At 65.1% G+C, this 22364-nt stretch carries 16 protein-coding genes; 1 reads left to right on the top strand and 15 read right to left on the bottom strand.

Features of this window, described 5'->3' with window-relative positions; all coding sequences use genetic code 11:
• Nucleotides 1–361 precede the first annotated feature (361 nt).
• The 12 genes from GFD25_RS10510 to rlmB all read right to left on the bottom strand — a co-directional run bounded on the left by GFD25_RS10510 (nt 362) and on the right by rlmB (nt 16153).
• Nucleotides 362–697: a putative heavy metal-binding protein gene (locus GFD25_RS10510; RefSeq protein WP_163232624.1), complete on the bottom strand. Its 336-nt coding sequence runs from the start codon at nt 695–697 to the stop codon at nt 362–364.
• A gap of 64 nt (nt 698–761) precedes the next feature.
• Nucleotides 762–1130, bottom strand: coding sequence for a YccF domain-containing protein (locus GFD25_RS10515; protein WP_163232626.1), 369 nt, complete (start codon nt 1128–1130; stop codon nt 762–764).
• 112 nt (nt 1131–1242) lie between these two features.
• Nucleotides 1243–2424 carry a toxic anion resistance protein gene (locus tag GFD25_RS10520; protein ID WP_239512542.1) on the bottom strand — a complete coding sequence of 394 codons (1182 nt, stop codon included), beginning with the start codon at nt 2422–2424 and terminating at the stop codon, nt 1243–1245.
• A 36-nt stretch (nt 2425–2460) separates the two neighbouring features.
• Nucleotides 2461–3540 (bottom strand): substrate-binding domain-containing protein, encoded by a 1080-nt coding sequence (locus GFD25_RS10525; protein ID WP_163232628.1) that lies wholly within the window; start codon nt 3538–3540, stop codon nt 2461–2463.
• Nucleotides 3537–4283: a hypothetical protein gene (locus GFD25_RS10530; protein WP_239512543.1), complete on the bottom strand. Its 747-nt coding sequence runs from the start codon at nt 4281–4283 to the stop codon at nt 3537–3539. Before GFD25_RS10530 ends, GFD25_RS10525 begins: the two co-directional genes overlap by 4 nt.
• Nucleotides 4283–6028, bottom strand: coding sequence for a VWA domain-containing protein (locus tag GFD25_RS10535; RefSeq protein ID WP_239512544.1), 1746 nt, complete (start codon nt 6026–6028; stop codon nt 4283–4285). Before GFD25_RS10535 ends, GFD25_RS10530 begins: the two co-directional genes overlap by 1 nt.
• 177 nt (nt 6029–6205) lie before the next feature.
• Entirely contained in the window at nt 6206–7207 is a 1002-nt protein-coding gene (locus GFD25_RS10540) for a DMT family transporter (protein WP_163232630.1), read from the bottom strand.
• A 29-nt stretch (nt 7208–7236) separates the two neighbouring features.
• Nucleotides 7237–8448 (bottom strand): MalY/PatB family protein, encoded by a 1212-nt coding sequence (locus GFD25_RS10545; RefSeq protein WP_163232632.1) that lies wholly within the window; start codon nt 8446–8448, stop codon nt 7237–7239.
• A 168-nt stretch (nt 8449–8616) separates the two neighbouring features.
• Complete coding sequence (locus GFD25_RS10550; protein ID WP_163232634.1) at nt 8617–9720, bottom strand: alpha/beta fold hydrolase; 1104 nt, start codon at nt 9718–9720, stop codon at nt 8617–8619.
• Between the two features lie 57 nt (nt 9721–9777).
• Entirely contained in the window at nt 9778–12099 is a 2322-nt protein-coding gene (locus tag GFD25_RS10555) for a YhgE/Pip domain-containing protein (RefSeq protein WP_163232636.1), read from the bottom strand.
• Nucleotides 12096–14984, bottom strand: a complete 2889-nt coding sequence (locus GFD25_RS10560) for a YhgE/Pip family protein (RefSeq protein WP_163232638.1) — start codon at nt 14982–14984, stop codon at nt 12096–12098. Before GFD25_RS10560 ends, GFD25_RS10555 begins: the two co-directional genes overlap by 4 nt.
• 173 nt (nt 14985–15157) lie before the next feature.
• Nucleotides 15158–16153, bottom strand: a complete 996-nt coding sequence (gene rlmB / locus GFD25_RS10565) for a 23S rRNA (guanosine(2251)-2'-O)-methyltransferase RlmB (protein ID WP_163232640.1) — start codon at nt 16151–16153, stop codon at nt 15158–15160.
• A gap of 84 nt (nt 16154–16237) precedes the next feature.
• Between rlmB and GFD25_RS10570 the strand changes: the two genes are divergently transcribed.
• A complete protein-coding gene (locus GFD25_RS10570) occupies nt 16238–17518 on the top strand; it encodes an MDR family MFS transporter (RefSeq protein ID WP_163232672.1) in 1281 nt (426 codons plus the stop codon).
• 137 nt (nt 17519–17655) lie between these two features.
• Here GFD25_RS10570 and GFD25_RS10575 read toward each other — a convergent pair whose 3' ends face one another.
• From GFD25_RS10575 to GFD25_RS10585, 3 genes are all read right to left on the bottom strand, one after another.
• Nucleotides 17656–18942 (bottom strand): alpha/beta hydrolase-fold protein, encoded by a 1287-nt coding sequence (locus tag GFD25_RS10575; RefSeq protein ID WP_163232642.1) that lies wholly within the window; start codon nt 18940–18942, stop codon nt 17656–17658.
• Nucleotides 18943–18951: 9 nt separating this feature from the next.
• Entirely contained in the window at nt 18952–19227 is a 276-nt protein-coding gene (locus tag GFD25_RS10580) for a hypothetical protein (protein ID WP_163232644.1), read from the bottom strand.
• 135 nt (nt 19228–19362) lie between these two features.
• On the bottom strand, nt 19363–22317 hold the full coding sequence (locus GFD25_RS10585) for a glycoside hydrolase family 3 protein (RefSeq protein ID WP_163232646.1): 2955 nt from the start codon (nt 22315–22317) through the stop codon (nt 19363–19365).
• Between the last annotated feature and the right edge of the window lie 47 nt (nt 22318–22364).

The following is a 22364-nucleotide window of genomic DNA, read 5'->3' on the forward strand; positions in this document are numbered from 1 at the left end:
GGAAGGGAATGAACTGGCAATCATTGACTATAAAGAAGTAGTACAAACACGCTCTTGAGTTCTCAAACCACCACCACACGATCAGCCCTCATCCCCAAGAAGAAGACCAGCCGCTGACCGGCAGCAAGAGAAAAACTTACACCAACAACCCGCCCCACGCAAACCAGCAGGCACAACAAAACCGAGAACCGTTGAAAACACACGGCTCCCTCGGCGTGTCGCAATAACGCACAACACGCCCAACAACCCCAGAATAAACCCCAAAACCAACATCCCGGTAAACACCACACCACCAATGCGCGGCGTGTCGGCAACATGCAAGGCATGATCCTGATGTTTAGACGGATGTGAGTGCTTGGGATCAGGCCGTCTTGCGCGCCAGCTGCACTGCGGTACCGGATGCCGTGACCATCAGCATCGAACCGTCGGCGCCCAGCACCTCGTAGTCCACGTCCACGCCGATCACCGCATGGGCACCCATGGCCTCCGCACGCTGCTGCATTTCGGCGATCGCCTGGTTGCGCGCGTTCGTCAGCTCCTCCTCGTATCCCTGGCTGCGCCCGCCGAACACGTTGCGCAAGCTTGCGCCGATGTCCTTGAACATGTTCACGCCGGCGATCACCTCGCCGAACACGATGCCCTGATAGCTCGTTACCGTATATCCTTCTACGGCCGGCGTAGTAGTCACCAAAATCATGATTACCGATCTCCTTTGCTCAGGTCCGATCACCGACGATGCTGTCGGCCGGACGGTTCCAACGCTACCGCACAGCGACGATGTCCGCGCCGAACGGCCACAGGGCCAGCTTGGCCATCTTGAACGACTGGATGCCGAATGGGATGCCGATGATCGTGATGCAGTTGGCCAGGCCTGCGGCGACATAGCCGAGCGCCATCCACACGCCGACGAGCACGAACCACACGATGTTCAGCAGCGTCGATCCGACGCCGCCGTTGTATATCACGGTCTTGCCGAACGGGGTCAGCGTGAGTTCGGCCATCTTGAACGCCTGCACGCCCAACGGAATGCCAATGATCGTCACGCACAGTATCAGTCCGACGATGGCCCAGCCCAACGACAGGAACAGGCCACCGAGAATCAGCCACAGAATATTGCCTAACAGTCTCATGATCTCATCATGTCATGCGACGCGTGCCGGCAGCATCAGGGAAACCACTGATTCATCCCTGATCCGGATCAGACAAGGCGCACAACACGCGGCCGGCGCCCGCCATGCGCCCCTACATCTGCCGCGCGTTATCGATCAGCGCGGCCTTGAGGTCGGACTCGATCTGACGCATCTTCACCTGCGCCGCCTCGCGGTTCGCCTTGCCTTCCTTCTGGATCTGCACGGTTTCGCGCAGCGTGGCGATGAGCTCGGAGTTGATCTTCTCCAACGTGTCGATCTCGATGACCGACCGCTGGTTCGCCTTCTCCGCGTCCACGGCCCCGCGGTGCAGCGCCTCGGCGTTGCGCGTGAGCAGCTTGTTGGTCACGTCGTCGGCCTTGTTCTGCAGGTCGAGCGCGGCCCGCTGGTTGGACAGGCCCAGCGCGATCACCATCTGCGACTTCCACACCGGGATCGTGGTGGAGATGGTCGTGTCGATCTTGTCGACGATGGTCTGGTCGGCGTTCTGGATGATCTTGATCTGCGGCGCGGTCTGCAGCGTGACGACGCTCACGCGGTCGAGGTCATCGAGCCGCTTGGCGAACCGGTCGAGCTTCGACTTGAAGTCCTTGAGCACCTGCGCCTGCATCGCGTCGCCGCTCTTGGCCGCCTCGGCCTCCAAAGACGGCAGCTGGTTCGCGTTGAAGTCGGCGAGCGCCTTCTTGCCGGCGAGCACGGTGAGTTTGAGCGCGCGGTACTGCTGCGCGTTCTGCTCGTACATGGTGTTGTACATGGCGATGTCGGCGACGAGCTTGGACTGCGCCTTCTCGAGCTTGGTGATGATCTCGTCGATCTGCGCGTCGACCTTCTGGTAGCGGCGGCGCAGCTTGTCGATGGAGACGGCGACCTGGCCGATGATCGGGATCTTGCGGAATCCGCCGAGTTCGGCCTCGTCGATGGTGGTGAGCATGGTCGCGAGCAGGTCGCCGGCCTCGCCGGTGTCCTTGGACCGGGTTTCGGAGAGGATTTCGTCGGCGAAGGTGGAGGTGGCACGCTGCACGTCCTTGCCGTACGACGATTCGATGCCGTCGCGCGTGAAGTCGATGTTGCCGGCGAGCTGTGCGATCTGCTGTTGGTCGGCGGCGGGCAGTTTGGCGATCTGCTGGTCGGGGGTGAGCGCGGCTTCGGCCTTGGCCTGGTCGGTCGTCGGCACGAGCGAGCCGGTCGGGTCGACGGCCGATGCCGTGGCGACGGTCGGCGAGGTGACGGCGTTGTTGCCGCCGGCGAGATCGGCGAGGGTGAGTTGCGTGGTCATGATTGGTTGTCCTTTCCTAGGAATGTCTCGAAACGCCTAGCTCAATGCCTTGATGATGGCCTGCATGGCGTTGTTGTTGGGCAGCTCGGTGACGGCGGTCACCTGTTCGAGCGTGCCGGGCACCTTGAAGCGTTTGATCGAGTCGGTGCCGGCGAAGTTCGCCGCGCGGAAGCCGTGCCGTTCCCAAGCGAGCTTCTGCACGTCGGCGGATTTGAGCAGGGACAGCAACTGCGATCCCTTGTCGTCGAGCGCGATGAGGGTGTGCGTGCTCCACACGGTCGGGGTGGGGTACACGATCACCACGTCGTCCCTGACCTGCTTGAACGCATCCGGCTGGTTGACGGCCAGGTCGAGCAGCTGCGATTCGTAGCCGATCATCATGGGCTTCGAGCCGACGCCGAGCGTGAGGAACTGGTTGAAGCTGTCTTCCGAACTGGTTTCCATCCAGCCGGATTTCGCGAAGATCGCCTTGATCTTGTCCGCGTCGCGGCTGACGGAGTCGGTGGTCGCCGGCTGTCCGTCGTTGAGCACGGTCGCGACGAGTGCGGCGTACTCGTTGCCGGAGTTCGACTTGACGGGATCGGTGGAGTCGATGCGGAACTGACCGTATCCGTTCTGGTAGCCGACGTCGGCCCACGACTTGTTGTTGACCATCGCGTCGACGGCCTTGGCCATGTCCATGTGGTAGGCGCCGGCGCTGTCCTTGCTCATCAGCCCGCCGCCGACGAGCGCATCGGCGACGGCCTTGTGCGTGTAGATCACGATCGGCGAGTTGAACACGATGTCGGAGTTCGACGTGTTCACGCCCTTCGCCTTGCCGTATTCGACGGCCGCGCGCGACGAGGGGAACAGGTAGTCCATGCCGTTGCGGTCGGCGTCCATCATGGCGAGCGATCCGGCCTTGCGATAGTTGACCTTGAGCCCGGCCTTGTCGGCGAGCTCGGCGAACTGCTCGTCGTCGAACAGGCCGATCTTCTCGCCGCCGAGATAGCCGTTGACCTGCTGGATTTCGACCGGCTTGGGCTGGGCCTGCCGCCAGACGATCGTGCCGAGGATCACGCCGACGACCGCCAGCAGCGCGATCAGGCCGATGATTTTCGATTTCGTGAGTTTCATGACTTCCTCTCCCCTGCCACGTCTGCATCCGACGGAGCGGCCGTCGAACTGACCGCAGGACCGGCCGCCGGGCCGCCGATGCCGGACATCGGATCAGGCCCTGACGGGATCGCGGTTTCGGTTTCCTTCTCGTCGGCGACCGCATATCCATCCATGCTTGCGAGCCGCTGGATCGCCTCGGAATCGGCCGCGATGCCGAGCGTCTTGGACGACACCGCGCGCGACAGCTCCCCCGCGGCCGCGCGTTCGAGCACCTGCAGCGCCTCGACGGTCTCACGCTGTGCGACCGGGATCTGGTCGCGCGCGCCGGACTGTTCCACGTCGACGTACGAGGCGAGCAGTTTCGCGGTCTGTTCGCCGTACACGTTCGTGTAGTGGCGCAGCGTCGCGTACGCGCCGGTATCGGTGCTGACGTATCTGGTGAGGTCACGGGTGGCCGCGATGAAGTCGTCGGCCTCGGCGCGCACCTGCGGGTCGCGCACGCGTCCGGCGAGCATGCCGACGCGGTTGAGCAGCGCGTTCGCGTCGTCTATCGCGGCCGCGGCCTTCTGGCCGTTCGGCAGCGCGGACACGACGATCGAACCGAGCCGGCGTTCCGGCTGCAGCAGGGTCGATCCGGCAACGTACCCGAGCGCGGCGCAGACGACGCCCACGCCCAGTCCGACCAGCCCGCCGCCGGCCAGCCAGAACGACAGTCCGGCCAAGACCAGCCCGACGACGAATCCCGCGATGACACCGATCATCAGTTGAATCCCTTGACCTGGCGGAAGACGGAGGCGAGGTCGCCGTCGCGGCCGTCGAACACCTTCGCGTTGCTCAGCTTGGCGAGTTCGTTGAGCTGATCCGGATCGGCGTCGCCGAACATGATCGAGAAGACAGGGACGTCCTTGCCGCGCGAGCGGTATTCCTGCGTGAAGTAGCTTTTGTCGCCGTCGTCGGACTGGCCGTCGGTCATGAGCACGATCGCGGTCGTGTAGTCGCTCGTGTCCTCAGGCAGCTGATCGAGCGCGGACAGCAGACCGTCGTAGATGTTCGTGCCGCCGGTCGCGTCCGTGTTCTCGGCGCGGGAAAGCAGTTCGCCGGTGCTCGTGCCCTTGACGCGCGTCGGGGTTTCCGCGGAGGACGAGAACGGGATGAGGATGTTCACGTCGCCGTCCGCGGGGTCGATGTGCGACTGCTTGGCCTGGGCCGGGTCGAGCGCGGCCTTGAGGCCGCCGACCACGCCGTCCTTGCCGCTGCCGCTCATCGAGCCGGAGTAGTCGACGACCCAGATCGTGTAGCTGGGCTTGCGCAGTTTGGTCTGGTAGACGTCAAGCGCCTGATTGATCACGCTGGCGGACGGCAGGGCGATGGTTTTCAGCGCGTCGGCGCCGGTGTTGATGCCCCAGTCGGCGCGGAACGACTGCTTGACCTGGCCGTCGGATGCGTAGGCGAGCGCGCCGCCGAGTCCGGTGCGCCGGCCCGCGCGTTCGAACAGCAGCTTGGCGTCCTTGGAGGCGAGCGCCTGCTGGAACTTGCCGAACGCGGCGTCGAGGTTCTGGCCGCGGTCGACGTAGCCGAGCGGCGAATCGGAGACGGCGATGCCGTCGGCCGGGTAGACGACGAGCAACGGGTCGTGGCCTTCGTCCGTGAGCGTCTTGTTCGCCTGGATGACGAGCGATTCGTAGTTGACCATCGCGTTGAACCTGTTCGGATTCGCGACGACCATGTCCTTGAGCCAGTCGGACGAGCCGGACGAGCGGTCGACGCCCTTGAGCAGCTTGGTGACCTGGTCGGTGAGCTGCGTGTCGTTGAGGTCGGCGGCGCTGAGCGGCTCGTCGCGGCCGGTGAGCGCGGTCATGAACGCCAGATAGGCGGATGCGCCGGAGTTGGACTGTGTGGCGGAGGTCATGGAGAACGTCAGCCTGCCTTGCGAGACCGCGTCGAGGATGTCGGCGGTCTTCACCGGCTTCGTGGTGCCGTCCGCATTGGCCCAGCCGAGCTGCTTGGCCTTGGATTCGGTGATGCCGAACACGATGGGCGTGGTGGACGTGCTGGTCGCGTCCTTGACGATGTGCTTGGTGTCGCCCATGGAGATCCACATGGAGGAGGCCGGCCAGACCGCGTCGTAATCGTCGCCGCCGTGTTCGAGCGCGCTCATGATGTCGAGCGATCCCATGTAGTGCATGGTGACGGCTACGCCGGAATCGTCTACGGCCTTCTGGATCGCGTCGGCGACCTCCTTGTTTTCGGAGCCGGATGCGATGCTCAACGTGGCTTCGGCCTTGCCTTTGGCCGGAGTGAACGACTGGGTCTTGCCGGGGTCCGCGGTCGACCCGCCGCCGATCTTGCCCGGCATCGAGCATGCGGCCAGCATCGTCAGGGATGCGGCGGCCGCGACGACCGACGCGGCGATGCGTCGCATGGCGGTCCACACGCCGGCATGCTTGGTTTCACGAAGCGTTTCACACACTACGTTGTTGCGAGAACCCTTGGTTGTTCCACTCATACCACCATTGTCGAATACGCTTTCATCCCGCCAACCGACAACACCTGAACGCATGGTGAACAGTACATTACGTTTGTATACCGGCGACGTTGCCGGCAGCGGCGACTACCGATTCGGCCCCGTCACACACCCGACGCCCGATAGGCCCGCACGCTCACCCGCACGACCGTCGCGGCCTCAGCGCACGAGGAACACCATCGCGAGGATCATCGCGAAGCCGGCGAAATCGGCGGGCGTGAACACCTCGCCCGTCCATGCGACGGAGGTGATCGTCGCGGCGACCGGCTCGCTGGTGCCAAGCATCGTCGCCCGCATCGATCCCACGCGCATCATGCCGGCCAGGAACAGGCCGAACGCTCCGAACGTGCCGATCACCACCGTGTACACCATGAGCAGCACGCCGAACCAGTCGAACGCGGGAGCGGTGGCCCACGGGCGCACGACCGGCAGCAGCACCAGCCCCGAGATCACGAACATGATCCCGTTGACCGTCATGTTGCCCCACCGAGCGATCAGCTTGATCGGCATGATCGACATCGCGGCGGTCGCGCCCGCGTTCACCAGTCCCCACAGCAGGCCGATGGCCGGCAGTTTGATCGTCGTCAGGTCGCCGCCGGTCGCCAGCAGCACCACGCCGGCGAACGCGAGCGCCACGCCCGCGCCTTCGCGCAGGTTCGGCAGTCGCCGTCCGCGCAGGCAGACGAACGCGAGCACGAACAGCAGGTTCAGCGACTGCAGCACGGTCGCGGTGCCGGCGTTCGTCGCGTTGATCGAACACAGGTAGGCGACCTGCACGAGCAGCACGCAGATCAGCGAACTGCCGATCAGACGCGGGTATTCCTTGCGGTCGGTGAGCGCGCCGATAAGCAGCCGGCGCTGTCTGAAAGCGGCGACGGCGAGGAACATCGCGCCCGCCACCAGTTCGCGCACGCATGCGATCCACAACGGGTCGGCGTGATATGTGCCCATGAGCATCTTCGATACGGTGGCGTTGGTGCCCCACATCACGCCGCCGGCGAGGACCAGCAGCGCGCCGAGGATCAGGTCGCGCGGGGTGCGTTCGAAGGACGGGGCGGAGCGGCGCGCGGACTTGCGGGGATTGCCGGGATCGTCGGAACCGCCGGACTTGACAGACCTGCCGGACTTGCCGGACCGAGGTCCGCCCTGCGTCCCGTCCATGTCGCGTTTCGTCATCGGACGGCCGTCGCTCACGCGTTGAATACGTACCGGTCGAGCCGTTCCATCGCCTCGCGCACGCGGCTGAGCGGCAGGGCGAGGTTCACGCGGATCGAATCGGGCCAGTGGAACAGGGTGCCGTCCTCCCAGGCGACACCGACGTCCCAGCCGCGCTTGATCAGCTCCGGCAGCGTCACGTCGTGCTTGGCGCACCATTCGGCGCAGTCGAGGAACAGCATGTACGTGCCCTGCGGCTTGGACAGCGTGACACCATCGAAATGCTTGGTGATGTAGTCATATGCGTAGTCGACGTTCCCGGTGACGGTCGCGCACATCTCGTCACACCATTCGTGGCCTTCCGGTCGGTACGCGCCGATGAGCGCGTGCATCGACAGCACGTTCATGTCGTTGTAGTGCGACTTGGAGCCCTTGGCGACGACGCGGTCGCGCAGGTACTTGCTGTAGATGATGTGGTAGCTGCCGATCAGGCCGGCGAGGTTGAAGGTCTTGCTCGGCGCGTAGAACGCGATCGTGCGGTTGCGTGCGTCCTCGCCGACCGACTGGGTCGGGATGTGCTTGTTGCCGGCGAGGATGATGTCGGACCAGATCTCGTCGGAGATGACGACGACGTCGTTCGCGCGGTAGACCTCCATCGCGCGTTCGATCTCCCAGCGTTCCCAGACGCGGCCGGTCGGGTTGTGCGGGCTGCAGAAGACGGCGACGTGGATGTTGTGCTCCTTGAGACGGCGGTCCATATCGTCGAAGTCCATGCGCCAGACGCCGTTCTCGTCGCGCTTGAGCGGGCTGTGGACGATGTGGAAGCCGTTGTTTTCGATGCACTGCGTGAATCCGTTGTAGGTGGGGCTGTGCAGCAGCACCGCGTCGCCGGGCGCGGCGAAGGCGGTCAGCGCGGAGATCACGCCGCCGAGCACGCCGTTCTCGTAGCCGATGTGCTCAGGGGCGAGTCCGGTCACGCCGTTGCGTTCGGACTGCCACTCGATGATCGAGTCATAGTATTCGTCGGTCGGCTGGAAGTAGCCGAACATCGGATGCTTGGCGCGTTCGATGATGGCCTGTTGCACGGTGGGGACGGTCGGGAAGTTCATGTCGGCGACCCACATCGGGATCACGTCGAATCCGGGCTTCGGCGGCTCGGGCGACATCCCGGGGATGGCGCCGAGGCCGTCCACCGCGAGGGCGTCCTTGCCGTGCCGATCGATGATCGACGTGAAATCGTAGGTCATGGTCTGAGTCCTTCCTCTGATCCGTCTCCGTGTTGCCTTCGCTAGTGTACGACGGCGCGTGGCGGAAAACGCTCGCCGAGCGGTATCTCGGCGAGCGTTTTCCGCCACTGAGAAGGGCGGGCCACCGGAGAGGGTGAGTCGCTGGAGAGGGTAGGTCGCCGGCGATGGTCAGTCCAGCAGACGGGATTCTCCGGTGTCGTAGAAGTCGAGTATCTGACTGAGGTACGGGCCGAACGTGCCGTTCGGCATGCTGAAGATCTCGTGCACGGAATCGGCGTACCGGACCAGACGGATGTTGCCGCCGCCCTCCCTGACGTTGGCGACGAAACGGTTCTGCGGTTCGTTGAGCACCCAGATGTCGTGTCCGGCCTGGAACAGGAGGATCGGCGTCTCGATGTTCTCGCAGGCGTTCGGTTTGAGCACCGCATGCGACAGTCGCAGCGCCTGCCGCACCCATTCGAACGCGGCGGCGTTCGTCTGGCAGTGCACGTCCTCGCATCGGCATTCATGGAACCAGCGGGTGCGTGCCTCGGACGCGCCCTTGTGCTCCTCGGGCTTGTATTCGGGCGAGAACGGTCCCTGGCCGAACACGGCGTGCCTGCCAAGGCCGACGCCGCACATCACTTCGGCGAGCGCACGGGCCACCCAGTTCGGCACGCCGGTCGCCGGCGCGATCATCGGAGCGGACAGCACGGCCTTGTCGAACAGGGTCGGATGCTGTTCGAGCACGGCCGCGCCGATGCCGCCGCCCATCGAATGGCAGAACAGGTTAAGCGGCTGGCCGTCGGCGTACCGCTTGCCGACCGTGTCGGCGAATTTGGCCAGATCGGCCACGTACCGCCGCCAGTCGTCGATCCACACGAGCCAGTCGTCGTCCACGTCGCGTGCGGAATAGCCGTGGCCGCGATGTTCCATCAGGCATACGGAGTAGCCGGCGAGCAGGAAATACCAGATGAGTTCGCAGTATTTGGACGCGAATTCGGTGAAGCCGTGCGAGATGACGACCGCGCCGCGGAAGATGCCGGTCGCGTCGTCCTCGTGCAGGGCGTCGAACTTGGCCGCGTCGTAGCAGACATAGTGCAGTTTGCCGGCGTGGTCGGAATCGGGACCGACTGAGGCGCCCGATGCCGACGCGCGGCCGGCCAGCGCCGGCAGGCCGTCCACATCCGCCGGTTCCATCCATCCTTCGGTACGGCACTGTGCCAGCGCCGGCAGCACCTTCTCGCGCATTTCGGCCGCATAGCGGCTCTCGTCAAGCATCCTGAGCTCCATGCCACCATGCTACCCAATCCGCCGACGCGTGGAATCAGGCAAACCGCGCCCGCGTGCTCACATCACCTTGGTGCTTTCGAGGTTGCGCAGGATCCAGTCGTTCAGGCGGATCACCGGTTTGCGCAGCACGAGACCGAGCAACAGAGACGGGATCAGGAACAGCGCCAGCTTGCCCATCGACACCCAGTATTCGAGACCGTACGAGCCGGCCATCGCCGCGTGCATCGCGTCCACCGCGTACGGGAACAGCAGCCATCGCGACAGCACCTGGAAGAACGGGGGCAGCGTTTCGATCGGGAACGTGCCGCCGGTGCCGGCCACCTGCACGACGAGCAGCACGACCGCGATGGCCTTGCCGATGTCGCCGAACGAGACGGTGAGCGTGTACATGATGTTCGAGAACACGAGCGCGGCAAGCCAGCCGACCAGAACGAACAGGAACGGATGCTCGCACTGCACGCCCAGATAGAACAGGTCGCCCAGGCATACCAGCGTGCCCTGCAGCAGCGCCAATACGCCGAAGATCAGGTACCGGCCGAAGTACTCCTGATCCAGTTTCAGGCCGAACCGGCTCGCGTTGCCGGGCGATTCGGCGCGCGGCTTCATGAGCACGTCGAGCGCGGCCGCAGGTCCCGCCGCACGCCCGGCGATCATCGCCTCGCGCAGGCCCATCTCCTCGCCGAGCGGCAGTTCGTTGCCAAGCCCGAGGATCTTCGCCTTCTCGTGATCGGAGATCGACACCTTGAGCATGGCGACGAGGATGATCGCGCCCACCCAGATCGCCAGGATCGTGTAGAACGGCGTCATCGCGGAACCGTAGTTCGCGATCGGGTACACGGCCACGCGGTCGACCGCGACCGGCGCGCTGAGCATCGTGGCGAGCGCGTCCGGGTCGGAGGTCAGCGACGACATGTCGGGAACGCCGCCGGTCAGCGTGGACGCGATGGTTGATTTCAGCGTGTCGAGTTTGCCGGCGGATTTGCGCAGCGCGGAGGCCGCGTCGCCGAGCGAGGACCGCATGTCGTCCAGGTTGCCAGACACTCCGTCGGACAGGCCGGACACGTCGTCGATCGTGGTGGTCAGCCCGTCCGCCACGGCACCGGTCTGCGTGGCGACCTCGCCCATCGACGTGGCGAGCGCGTCGAGCTGCGGTTTAAGCGTGGTCCGGTAGTCGTCGGCGATGTCGTCGACCGACTTCTTCGCCGTGGCGATCTTGTTCTTGAGCTCGCGCCGGGTCTTTGCGATGTCGGCGGTGCCGTCGTTGATCTTCTTCGCCGCGTCGCCGAGCGAGGAGGCCGCGTCCGCGAGTTTCGACTGGGCGTTGCGCACCTGCTTGGCGGCCGCGTTCAGCGCGTCGCGCACGGCCGCGTTCGACGTCGCGGACGCCAGCGAGGCGAGCGCGTCGGCGTACGTGCCGAACGCGTCGGCCTGCGCGCTTATCTTGCCCTGCAGGTCGGTGAGGCTGCCGGCGATCTGCGCGGACTGCGCGTTGACGTTGTCGAACGCGGCATCGATCTGCTTGTCGATCGCATCGTATGCGGACCCGGCGGAGTTCAGCGCGGAGTTGACGCCGTCGGTCGCGCCGGCGAGCGCCTTGTCGAGCGAGTCCACGCCGTCGCGAGCCTGGGTGATGGCCTTTTTCGTGTCGGCCGCACCGGAGCCGGCCGAACCGAGCAGTTTGTCGGTGGAGTCGATGATGTCGCCGGCCGAGCCGAGCAACGTCGCGTAGGCGTCGATCTGCGACGCGGTGGAGGTCAGCCGTTGGGACATCGTGCCGAGGTTTCCGGTGGCGTTGTCGACGTACTTCGTCATTTCGGGGCTGCTCGCGTAGTCGGCCACGTTGGACGCGATGTTGAGGGCCACGTCACTGACCGTTTTCACGAAGGTCTGGTCGATGGTCGTGGCGACGGTGCTGGCGCCCTGGTCGGTGATGTGCGGCGCGATCGGGTTGATTTTCTCGTTGAGGTAGTATTCGAGCTTCGCGTGCTTGATCTTGGGCGTGAACAGCGTCATCATGTCGGCGCTGAAGCTTTTCGGGATCACGAGCGCCGCGTAGTACGCGCCCGAGTGCACGCCGTCGATGGCCTTGTCCTTGTCGACGAACTGCCAGTCGAGCTGGTGGTTGGCGCGCAGCGCGTTGGTCACAGTCTCGCCCACGTTGATCCGCACCGGCATGAGGTCGGACTTGTAGCCGGCGTCGACGTTCGCGACGGCGACCTTCAGCGATTTCGTGTTGCCGTACGGATCCCAGCTGGCGGCGATGTTGTACCACGCGTACAGCGAGGGCACGATCACGAGTCCCATGGCGACGATGATCGCGATCACGTTGCGTGACGCCTGACGGACGTCGCGTACGAATATGCGCCAGATGTTCCTCATCGCGCGTCTCCTTCCGTGGACGGGCGGACGAGATCGACCAGGCTGCCAGACGCGTCGGCGGACGGACGGCCAGCCGCGTCGCCGATCGGCGGCAACTGTTCGGTGATCTCGGTCTCCTCGGGATCGTCATCGATCTGCGGGACCCGCCACGGCGCGTGCCTGCCGTGCGATCCGATCGGACCGGTGGAGTTCGCGGCCATGTGCGTACCGGACGCACCGATATCACCGACCGCACCGGCCTTGCCATCCGCACCGGCCGCATGCGCGCTGCCAGCGTGCGTACCGGCCGCATGCGCGCCGCGCGATCCACGCGAACCGCTGTACGGCCGCAGCCACACGTAACCATTGAGCATCGTGTCGCGGAACTCGTCGGCCGTCATCGCGCTCACGCCGAGCTGGCGGGCGTAGCTTTCGCGCGTGTATTCGACGACGATCAGATAGGCGTCGATCACGATGATCGACACGATCCACGCGGTGAGCATCTGGATCTTCGCCTGCGTGACGAACAGCAGGATCAGGAACACGAACGGCAGCACGGTCAGCGAGGCGAGGCCGCCGATGATGAGCCGCGGATACCGGCCGAAGAAGCGGTGGGCGCGGCGGCGCACGAGCGAGCGCAGCTCCTCGCCGCCGTTGGAGACGAGGCCGAACACGGAGGTCAGGCTCACCTGCTCGTTGACCATCGTGTTGTGTTCGGTGATCATCAGGTCGGTGTCGCCGAGCCGGCGGTCGAACAGCGCGTTGAGGTTCATCGCGTAGCGGCGCACGATCAGGCCCACGAACGCGGCGGCCGGCAGGTACAGCGCGAGATGGCCCATGTCAAGCCAGTAATGGTTCGCGTAGGTGCCGGCGATCGGGCCGCGCATCGCGTTGATGCCGTACGTGAACGGCAGCCACGGGTGCAGTTCACGGAAGAAGGACGGCATGAGCTCGATCGGATACAGGCCGGACGCACCGGGAATCTGCACGATCACGAGGATCACGGCCACGGCCTTGCCGATGTGGCGGAACGCGACGGCCAGCGCGTAGATGATGTTGATGTACACGAACGAGCAGAATATGCCGGCGAGCACGAACAGGAACGGATGCTCGCATTGGATGCCGAGCACGAGGTCGCCGACGGTGGCGATGACCGCCTGCAGGAAGCCGATCGTGACAAGCAGCAGCCAGCGGCCGAGGTACGCCTGCGTCGCGCTCATGCGCCGGATCGACTCGCGGTCAACTTCGAGCTTGTAGATCGCGATGAGCACGAACCCGCCGACCCACAGCGCGAGGTTCGTGTAGAACGGCGTGACCGACGAGCCGTAGTTGTCGACCGGGTACACGACGTTGGTGTGCAGGCTGACCGGATTGCCCATGAACTCGCCGAATCCCTTGTCGTCGAGGTGCAGGGTGTCGCGGATCTTCCGGTACGCGGCGGAACTGTCGAGCGCGCCGATGTCGGTGCGCACGCCGGTGACGTCCGAACGCACCTGCTTGAGCGAATCCTGCGTGGAGACGAGCGTCTTGCCGGTCTGGTCGAGCGTATCCGACAGCTGGTCGAGCAGTCCATCGGTCTGGTCGAGGGTGCCGTCGAGCGCAGTCAGCGAACCGGACAGCGTGCCGTTGAGCGCGGCGAAACTGTTCAGTGACGTGTCGACGTTCGGCATGATCGTGCCGGTGAGCGATGCGCGTGCCTGGTTGAGCGCGGAGATGCCGCCGGTCGTGCCGTCGGTGAGCGCGCCGGTCAGGCTGTTCGTCGCGTTCTTGCCGGAGGTGATGAACTGCGTGGTGTCGTCGTGGAACGCGTTCACCTGCGATTGCTGTCGGCTGATCGCATCGGACAGCGCGTTGACCTGCGACCAGATGCGCTGGCCGACCGGATCGCTCGTGTTTTCACCGATGCCTGCGTCGCGCAGTGCGGTTTTCAGCCGGTCGACCGCGTCGGCCGTGGCGTCGAGCGGCTGGGAGACGGCGTTCGTGACCGTATCGACGGAATCCTGCGCCTGGTTGAAGCCGGACGTGATGCCGCCGGCCGCCTGGTTCGCGGCGACCGAGAACGCGGACAGTTGCGCGGAACCGTCGTCGAGCGCGCCGACGAGCCGCGTGGAGAAGTCGCGGGAGCCGGACTGAGCCTGCGCGAGCAGCGTGCCGGACTGGTCGGACGCCTTGCGCGCGGCGGCGACGGTCTTCTTGAGTTCGGAGACGTTGCGTTTCGCGTCCGCGATGGTCTTGTCGGACGCGGACAGCGTGGACCGCAGTCCGGTCAGCGATTTGTCGACCTTGTCGATGCCGGAGATCACCTTGTCGAGGTCGCCGATCGCGTCGTGCTGCGTGGACGAGATCTTGCCGTCGGCCAGTCCGCCGGCCTTGGAGATGGCCGAGGCGACCGTGTTCGCCACGGTGGTGACGAACGTGGAGTTGATCTGCGAGTCGATGGTCGTCGCGCCGGTGTCGGTGATCTTCGGCGCGATCGCGTTCTTCTTTTCGTTGACGTAGTACTTGATCTGCGGACGTTTCGACGATCCGGTGACCGATCCGACGAGACTTTCGCTGAAGTCCTTGGGCAGGACGATCGCGGCGTAGTATTCGCCGGACTGCACGCCCTGGATGGCCTGTTCCTCACCGACGAACCGCCAGCCGAGCGCATCGTTCTTCTTGAGCTGGGCGACGACCTGTTTGCCGGCGTCGAGCTTGCCGACCAGATCGTTCGTGGTGCCTTTGTCCTCGTTGGCGATGGCGACCTGCAGGTTGCCGGTGACGGAGTACGGGTCCCAGTTGGCGAGGATGTTGAACCACGCGTACAGCGAGGGGATGATGGCCACGCCGAGGGTGACGACCACGGCGACCGGATTGCGAAGGATGCGCGTCAGATCGCGCGTGAATATCCGCCAGATTGTCCGCACCAGACCCTCTTTTCACACCTGCGGCCGTTATGTCAGTTGCAGTATATGACGGGGGTGCGCACCGGCACGGCCGGCGGCGAACGGAAATGCGATGGATGCCGGACGGATGCCCATATATGCGAAACCGCACCCCGGGATTGCCGGGGTGCGGCGGGTCATGCAGGATCGCGCTATCAGGACTGCGCGGCGGCGGCCTCGCGGCGGGCGCGGGCCACGGCGTACAGGCTGATGCCGGCCGCGACCGACGCGTTGAGCGATTCGACCATGTTCGTGATCGGGATGCCGGCGATCGAGTCGCACGCCTCGCGCACGAGACGGCTCAGACCACTGCCTTCGGAGCCCAGCACCACCACGAGTGGATCGGTCTCGAAGCCGGTCTCGCCCACGAGCTTGTCGCCGCCGCCGTCAAGGCCGACCACGTAGTAGCCGCGTTCCTTGAGGGCGTCGATCGCCTTGTTCAGGTTCACCACGCGGGCCACCGGCATGTGCGCGGCCGCGCCGGCCGACACCTTCCAGGCCGCGGCCGTCACCGAAGCGGAACGGCGTTCCGGCAGAATCACGCCGTTCGCGCCGAACGCGGCAGCCGAACGGATCACCGCGCCGAGGTTCTGCGGGTCGGTCACGCCGTCGAGCGCGATGAACAGCGGGCGGGCGCTGATGCGCGCGGCGGCCGAGTTCGCGGCCTCCATCGCGCGGGCCTTCTTCTCCGCACGATCAGCCAGTTCGATCAGCGACGAATACTGGTACGGCTGCACCTTGAGCACCACGCCCTGATGGTTCGAGGAGTGCGCGATGCGGTCCATCTCGAGACGATCCGCCTCCAGCAGATGCAGGCCGTTCGCACCGGCCAGCTTGACGATCTCGCGCGTGCGGTCGTCATGCTCGATACGGGCCGCGATATACAGCTGCGAGCTCGGCACGCCCACGCGCAGCGCCTCGAGCACCGCGTTGCGGCCGATGACCAGATCGTCGGAGTCCGACGTGAACTTGGCCGCGCGACGGCGTGCGGCCAGTCGCGGATCGGCCATCTGACGGCGCTGCGCGATCTTCTTCTCGCGATACGCCTTGTGATACACGCGGTCCTCGGCCTTGGGCGTCGGCCCGTGCCCGCGCAACGAATTACGATGCTTTCCACCCGACCCCTTGGTCGGTCCTTTCTTAATAGCCATAGGTGCCATTGTCCCAGACCCCCAAGCCAAACGCGGTGTGCCGGCGTATGCGCGCGTAATAGGATGTTTCCCGTGAAACAATCGATGACGCGACGCAACGTATTCGGATTGCCCCTGCTGTTCTGGGGATTGTGGCTTGCCCTGCTGATCCTGTGGATGGGCCGTTTCGTCATCTCGTTCATGTCGATGTACCTGGTCAAGGACCTGCACGTCGACGCCGGAGCGGCCGGCACGATCGTGTCGATGTACGGATTCGGCGGCATCTTCGGATGCCTGTTCGGAGGATCGCTGTCCGACCGCTTCGGCCGGCAGGCCATGATCATCAGCGGCGAGATCGGCGCGGCGATCATGCTGATCATCCTGTCGTTCATCCACGACCCGTTCACGATGGGCGCGATGCTGCTCGTCTACGGCGCGATCTCGTCGATCCCGACGCCGGCCATCGCGGCGTACATCGCCGACGTCGTGCCGATCCGCGCGCAGAAGCGTGCGTACACGCTGCAGACGTGGGCGGTCAATTTCGGCTTCGCCATCGGCCCGATCATCGCGAACCAGCTCGTCAAGATCTCGTACACGCTGATGTTCTACGCGGAGGCCGTCATTCTCGTCGTCGCCACGGGCCTGCTGATCCTCTTCTTCCACGAGGCGCGCCGCCTCGGCGGAGGCGATCGCCGCGCGGCCGGAGCCGCTGTCGTGGCGACCGAGTCTCACGACGGCACGCAGGACGACGGCAAGCCGCAGGTGTCGATGATGGCGAACTACCGCCGCGCGCTGACGGACTGGCCGTTCATGTCGATGGTCGTGCTCATGTTCGGCTACACGATCGCATACTTCCAGCTCACCAGCGGCCTGCCGATCGCGCTCACGCAGCTCGGCATGGGCACGGACCAGTATTCCGTACTGCTAACGATCAACGGCGGCATGCTGTGCCTGCTGCAGATCCCCTCGCTCGCCGTGTTCAACCGCATGAGCAACACGCGCGTGCTCGTGCTCGGCATGCTGATAACGGCCGTCGGCTACTCGTTCCAGATCGGCGCGACCACCTGGCACGGCTTCGCGATCGCCGCCGCGCTGTGGACGTTCGGCGAGCTCGGCACGTTCCCGATCGCCGCGACCACGGTCGCCAACCTCGCGCCGGCCGAGGCGCGCGGCACATACCAAGGCCTGTACAACCTCGTCTGGTCGCTGTCGAACGGCGCCGCGCCGCTGGTCGGAGGCTGGATCATCGGCGGCTTCGGCAGCCGTACGCTGTGGATCTTCTGCACGGCGATGTTCCTGCTCGTGGCGGCCGGCCTGTACCTGACCAAGGGCGCCCGCGAGCGCGCCGTCGCCCGCAACCTGCGCGAGGCCGATCTGGCGCAGTAGCGCATATGAAATGTCCGCCGATCCGGGCAGGAATCGGCGGACATCATCGTCATCGGCATGACGGCGCTTACGGGAATCGGCTTGCCCAAGGAGGAGCGGCTGCCGAACCGCAAGCGCATCGGGCCGGAGGCCCTCCCCTACTGCACGAAGACGTGCTGCAGGAAGTTGTACAGCGCCAGGTGCCAGTTGCCGCTGGAGTGGTAGCGCATCGGGAACACATCGAACCGCGTGTTCTCCCCCGCCTTCAGCCGCGGCTCGACCGACAGCATCGCCCGATAGTCCTGTATCTGCCCGGGCATCGCGAAATCGAACGCTCCGGTGGACGCGTACAGGTAGTTGATCGGATAGTCGGCGAACTCGTCGGACTGGATCGTCCGCTTGAGATCGTCGGCCGTGGTGCGCGACCCGCTGAACGTACCGAACCACGAGAAGTAGTCCAGGCTCTGGCACAGCACCGAATGGTAGGTGGTGACCGCGCCGCGCGACAGTCCGGCGAACGCGCGGTGGTCGCGGCTGGCGACGAATCCGGCGTCATCGGCGCTATCGGCGTAGGTGGCGTACCGCGATTCGACCGTCGGCATCAGGTCGTTGCGCAGCTCGCTGGCGAACGAGTACGTCAGCTTGTCGAGATCGTCGGCGGCGTCGTTCTCCACGTAGAACGTGGGCGTGACGATGATCATCGGCTTGATGATGCCGCGTTCGATGAACTGGTCGACCATGCGCTTGTTTTCGTCGTGCTTGCTGAGCCAGTACGATTCGTCGTCGCCAGTGCCGTGCATCAGGTACAGGATGTCGTATCGCTGCGAGTCGTCGTATCCGTACGGCAGGTAGACGTAGGCGGCCTTGGTCACGTCGCGTTTGTCGGTCGCGTACGCCTTGGTTTGGTACGTGATCTTCTCGAGCGTGCCGGCATGGTCTGCGGGCTGTTCGAACGCGGACGGCACCTGCCAGATGTTGTCCGAGACTTCGGTCTCGCCGCGGTCGACGGCCGCGCAGGCCTGCCACGCGGCGAGCGACACGACCAGCACCGCGGCCACGCCGGCCAGCCACCGCCGGCCGGCCACCGTCGGACGCACACGGCCGCGCCACTGCGCGACGCTGCCGACGATGACGGCCAGACCGGCGATGACGGCCTGCGCGTAGAACAGCGCGTTGAACATCGTGGTTCCCGGATGGTTCGTCGTGTATCCGAGCACGATCGCCGCGACGGTCACCGGCAGCAGGAGCGCTGGCAGATCACACCGCAGCGCGGCCGCCGACATCAGCAGGAACATCGCCTCGACGACCAGCATGGTCGCCAGCGGCCATACGCTCGCCAGCAACGCATACCGGATGACGATGGCCAGGCCGGTCACGCCGAGCGCCAGCGATGCCAGCGCGTTGACGGCGCATACGGGCCGTTTCAGAGCTCCACGATGTCGCATGCCCGCACCTCAGTTCGTTTTGGCGACCGCGGCATCGGCGGGAGCCGCAGCGACGGAGGAGCGCATCACGGTCACCGCGGCGACCGCGATCACCGTCACCACCAGCAGCACCGCGCTGGCGATGTACGAATCGCTCAGGCCGTCCACGTTCGCCTTCGACAGGATGTCCGAGGCCTCGTCGAACGCGAGGTCGACGAATACCGCCAGGGATGCCAGTACGGCGACGAACGGCAGGTATTCGATGAACGGAATCTTGCGCAGGAAGACGAGAGACGCTTCCAGCACGGCCGCGATCACGAGCAGCGCGATGATGTCTCGCGGGCGTCGGCCAGTGCGTAGACCACGGCCGTCGCCACGGACAGCAGGGCCGCGATGATGCTTGCGATGGAATCCTTCGACAGTTTCATGACATACCCTTCCTTACTTGACGATGGTCACGACCGGCTTGGCCACATGCTTCACGCGCACGTAACGACGAACCATCACCGCGATGAGCAGCAGGTCGACGAGCGCGAGGAGCGCGAGCGCCGCGTAGGCGATCGCCAGCCAGTACGGCGTGGTCTTGTACACGCGGGTCATGGTGGTCAGACCGTTGACCGCGTTGCTGTTGGCGAGGTTGTACAGCACGTAGTGCGAGGCCTCGCGCAGGTTGCGGATCATCTTCGCGTCCTTGCCGATGATTTCGGAGGCGTGCTGGTAGAACCCGGCCTGCGAGGTGGCCCACATCGTGGTGCCGGCGACCAGACCGGCCTGCACGCTCTGTTCCGAGGTGTTGATCGCGATGTCGGTGTCGATGATGGCGGTGGAACCCCATTCGCCGCGCACGACGCCGCGCATCAGCGGCTCGTAGGCGCCGGACCAGCGGGCGCCGATGCGGTTGAACGCGCCCATCGTGCCGTTGGCCTTGCCCTCGGTGAACGCCTTCTCGAACGCCTTGAGGTAGATCTCGCGGATCGACTGCTCGTTGGCGAAGGTGCACACGCCGATGCGGTTGGTTTCTTGGTCGTTGAGCACGAAGTGCTTGATCGTGGTGATCAGGCCGCGGGCCTGCATGGCCACGACCTCCTCATAGCCCATTTCGCCGGCCAGGTAGCCGTCTTCGGCGTAATACTCGTAGTTACGGCCGGCGTACGGCGTGCGGTGGGTGTTGACGGCCGGGCTGTAGGAGCCGATCGTGTCGGTGCGGATCCAATCTTCGCCCTTGGCGTCGCCGATGCGCTTGAGCAGGTCGCGGTTGAACGTGGCGGCGGACACGGTTTCGGCGCAGAAGCCGGTGGCGGAGGTGCCGTCCTCGACGTACTTGCGGTTGTTGTTGCCCTGCGGACCGTCGGTGAGCTGCACCGCCGGGTAGGCGATCGACGGGATGGCCGTCTTTGCGGAGCGCATGACCAGCGTGAGCATCTCGTCGACGGTGAGCTGGTCGAGGATCTTGTCCCACTCGGGGTCGTCGAAGTCGAGTCCGGCCATCTGGGCGATGGTCTTGTCGTTCTTGGCTCCGGTGACGACGGGCGATTCGTCGCTGTTCTCCGGCTCGTACGTGCCGGCCGCGTTGATGTCGCTGATCATCTCGTCGGTGGCTTCGAGGTCGGTGTAGGACTCGGGGAACGTGGTCCAGTCGGCGCGGGTCAGGTATCCGGTCTTCTTGCCGTAGTGCTCCAGGCCGGCGGCCTCGAACTTGTTGGACAGCTTTTCGCCGGAGTAGGCGGTGTCCATCACCACGCGCTCGGCGTTGTTCCAGACGGCGGCCTGATCGGCGTCACCGGCCGCATCCATGCCGTCGGCGACGGTCTTGCCCTGCTTGGCGAGCATGTTGTTGAGCGCGTCGTGGGCGCTGTCGCCGACCGCGAACAGGTATTCGCCGGCGTCGAGCACGTAGGCCTGCGTGTCGTCGGAATCGTAGGTCGCGAAGTTCTTGCGGTCCGAGGTGATCGTCACTTCGGTCGATTCGCCCGGCTGCAGCACGTCGGTCTTGTCGAAGCCGATGAGCTGGACCGCGGACTTCTCCAGGCCGCCCTTCGTGTACGGCTGCTGCGCATACAGCTGTACGACGTCCTTGCCGGCCGCGGTGCCGGTGTTGGTGACCTTGATCGTAGCGGTCACGCCGCTGTCGTCGACCTTGGCCGACACCAGCTGCTCGTCGTACGGGTCGCCGTCGTCCGCGCCGTAGCTCAGGCCGTAACCGAACGGATAGGTGACCTCGTCATCGTACTTCCAGGTGTCCGCGGCGAACGCGCCGGCCGACGACGAGGCGTTCGTGCCGTTCGGATCGAGCACGCTGTCCGCATAGCGGGTCTCGTAGTAGCGGTAGCCGACGTAGATGCCCTCGCGGTACACGACGTACTTGGTGCCGTTGTTGGCTTCGCCGACCTGCTTGACGATGTCGTCGGCGTTGGAGAACGTGTAGTCGCCGAAGTTCTGCATGGCCGGAGACGACATGGAGTCGGTCGCGTACGTGTCGACGAGACGGCCGGACGGGTTGATTTCGCCGTCGAGCACCTTGGCGATGGAACGCGCGCCGCTCTGGCCGACGCCGCCGACCCACAGGCAGGCGTTCACGCCGTACTCCTGCTGATCGACCCAGCTGAGCTCCATCGCGTTCGACGTGTTGATCAGGGCGATGATCTTGGAGAACTTGCCGCTGTCCTTGATCTCCTTGAGCACGGCCTTCTCCTGCGGCTGCAGGCTCAGGTACTTCGTACCGTCGCCGAAGTCGCCGGTCGGCATGTCGGAGCCTTCGCCGCCCACGCGGGAGAACACGACCACGGCCGCGTCGGAGTAGTCGCCGTAGGACTGACGCACCGCATCGGTGTACTCGCTCACCGGCGGCTCGGCCACGTACAGGTCCTCGGGCTTCGTGCCGAAGTACGAGCCGTTGGAACGGATGTAGCCGTCCTTGCCGTCATAGGTCTTGTAGAAGTCCCACATGGTGTCGTTGACGTCGAACATGCCGTCCGTCTCCATGGCGTCCTTGAGGTTGACCGCCTTGGTGGTGTCGATGCCGCCGGCGCCGGTGCCGCCGTAGACCAGATCGACCGAGGAACGGCCGAACAGCGTCACCTTGGAGCCCTTGGCGAGCGGCAACGTGGATGCGTCGTTCTTCAGCATCACGATGCCTTCGCCGGCGACCTCCTGCACGAGTTCGTCGGCCTCCTGCTTCCAGTCGCTCAGGGACATGCCGTTGTCCTTGCCGTTGCTGATCGGTTCGGCGTCACCCGTTTCCACGGTCTTGTACAGCGTGCCGCCGATGGAATTGCTGATCAGCGTGCTGTACGTGTTGCCGGCCGTGGTCGCACCGGCCAGCAGGGCGAAGACGGTGCTGATCGCCGCTATGCCGACGCGCACCCCTCGTCCGCTGCGCTTCTTCGCTGTGCTCATGAACTCCCTCCTAACATCGTTGTTGCGATGAGCCATGATCCACGGTA

The sequence above is a fragment of the Bifidobacterium aerophilum genome (assembly GCF_010667685.1).
GTDB classification, from domain to species: Bacteria; Actinomycetota; Actinomycetes; order Actinomycetales; family Bifidobacteriaceae; genus Bifidobacterium; species Bifidobacterium aerophilum.

Coding starts and splice junctions, on each gene's coding strand:
- GFD25_RS10510 (WP_163232624.1), bottom strand. CDS start 697: ATGATTTTGGTGACTACTACGCCGGCCGTAGAAGGATATACGGTAACG.
- GFD25_RS10515 (WP_163232626.1), bottom strand. CDS start 1,130: ATGAGACTGTTAGGCAATATTCTGTGGCTGATTCTCGGTGGCCTGTTC.
- GFD25_RS10520 (WP_239512542.1), bottom strand. CDS start 2,424: ATGACCACGCAACTCACCCTCGCCGATCTCGCCGGCGGCAACAACGCC.
- GFD25_RS10525 (WP_163232628.1), bottom strand. CDS start 3,540: ATGAAACTCACGAAATCGAAAATCATCGGCCTGATCGCGCTGCTGGCG.
- GFD25_RS10530 (WP_239512543.1), bottom strand. CDS start 4,283: ATGATCGGTGTCATCGCGGGATTCGTCGTCGGGCTGGTCTTGGCCGGA.
- GFD25_RS10535 (WP_239512544.1), bottom strand. CDS start 6,028: ATGAGTGGAACAACCAAGGGTTCTCGCAACAACGTAGTGTGTGAAACG.
- GFD25_RS10540 (WP_163232630.1), bottom strand. CDS start 7,207: ATGGACGGGACGCAGGGCGGACCTCGGTCCGGCAAGTCCGGCAGGTCT.
- GFD25_RS10545 (WP_163232632.1), bottom strand. CDS start 8,448: ATGACCTACGATTTCACGTCGATCATCGATCGGCACGGCAAGGACGCC.
- GFD25_RS10550 (WP_163232634.1), bottom strand. CDS start 9,720: ATGGAGCTCAGGATGCTTGACGAGAGCCGCTATGCGGCCGAAATGCGC.
- GFD25_RS10555 (WP_163232636.1), bottom strand. CDS start 12,099: ATGAGGAACATCTGGCGCATATTCGTACGCGACGTCCGTCAGGCGTCA.
- rlmB (WP_163232640.1), bottom strand. CDS start 16,153: ATGGCTATTAAGAAAGGACCGACCAAGGGGTCGGGTGGAAAGCATCGT.
- GFD25_RS10570 (WP_163232672.1), top strand. CDS start 16,238: ATGACGCGACGCAACGTATTCGGATTGCCCCTGCTGTTCTGGGGATTG.
- GFD25_RS10575 (WP_163232642.1), bottom strand. CDS start 18,942: ATGCGACATCGTGGAGCTCTGAAACGGCCCGTATGCGCCGTCAACGCG.
- GFD25_RS10585 (WP_163232646.1), bottom strand. CDS start 22,317: ATGAGCACAGCGAAGAAGCGCAGCGGACGAGGGGTGCGCGTCGGCATA.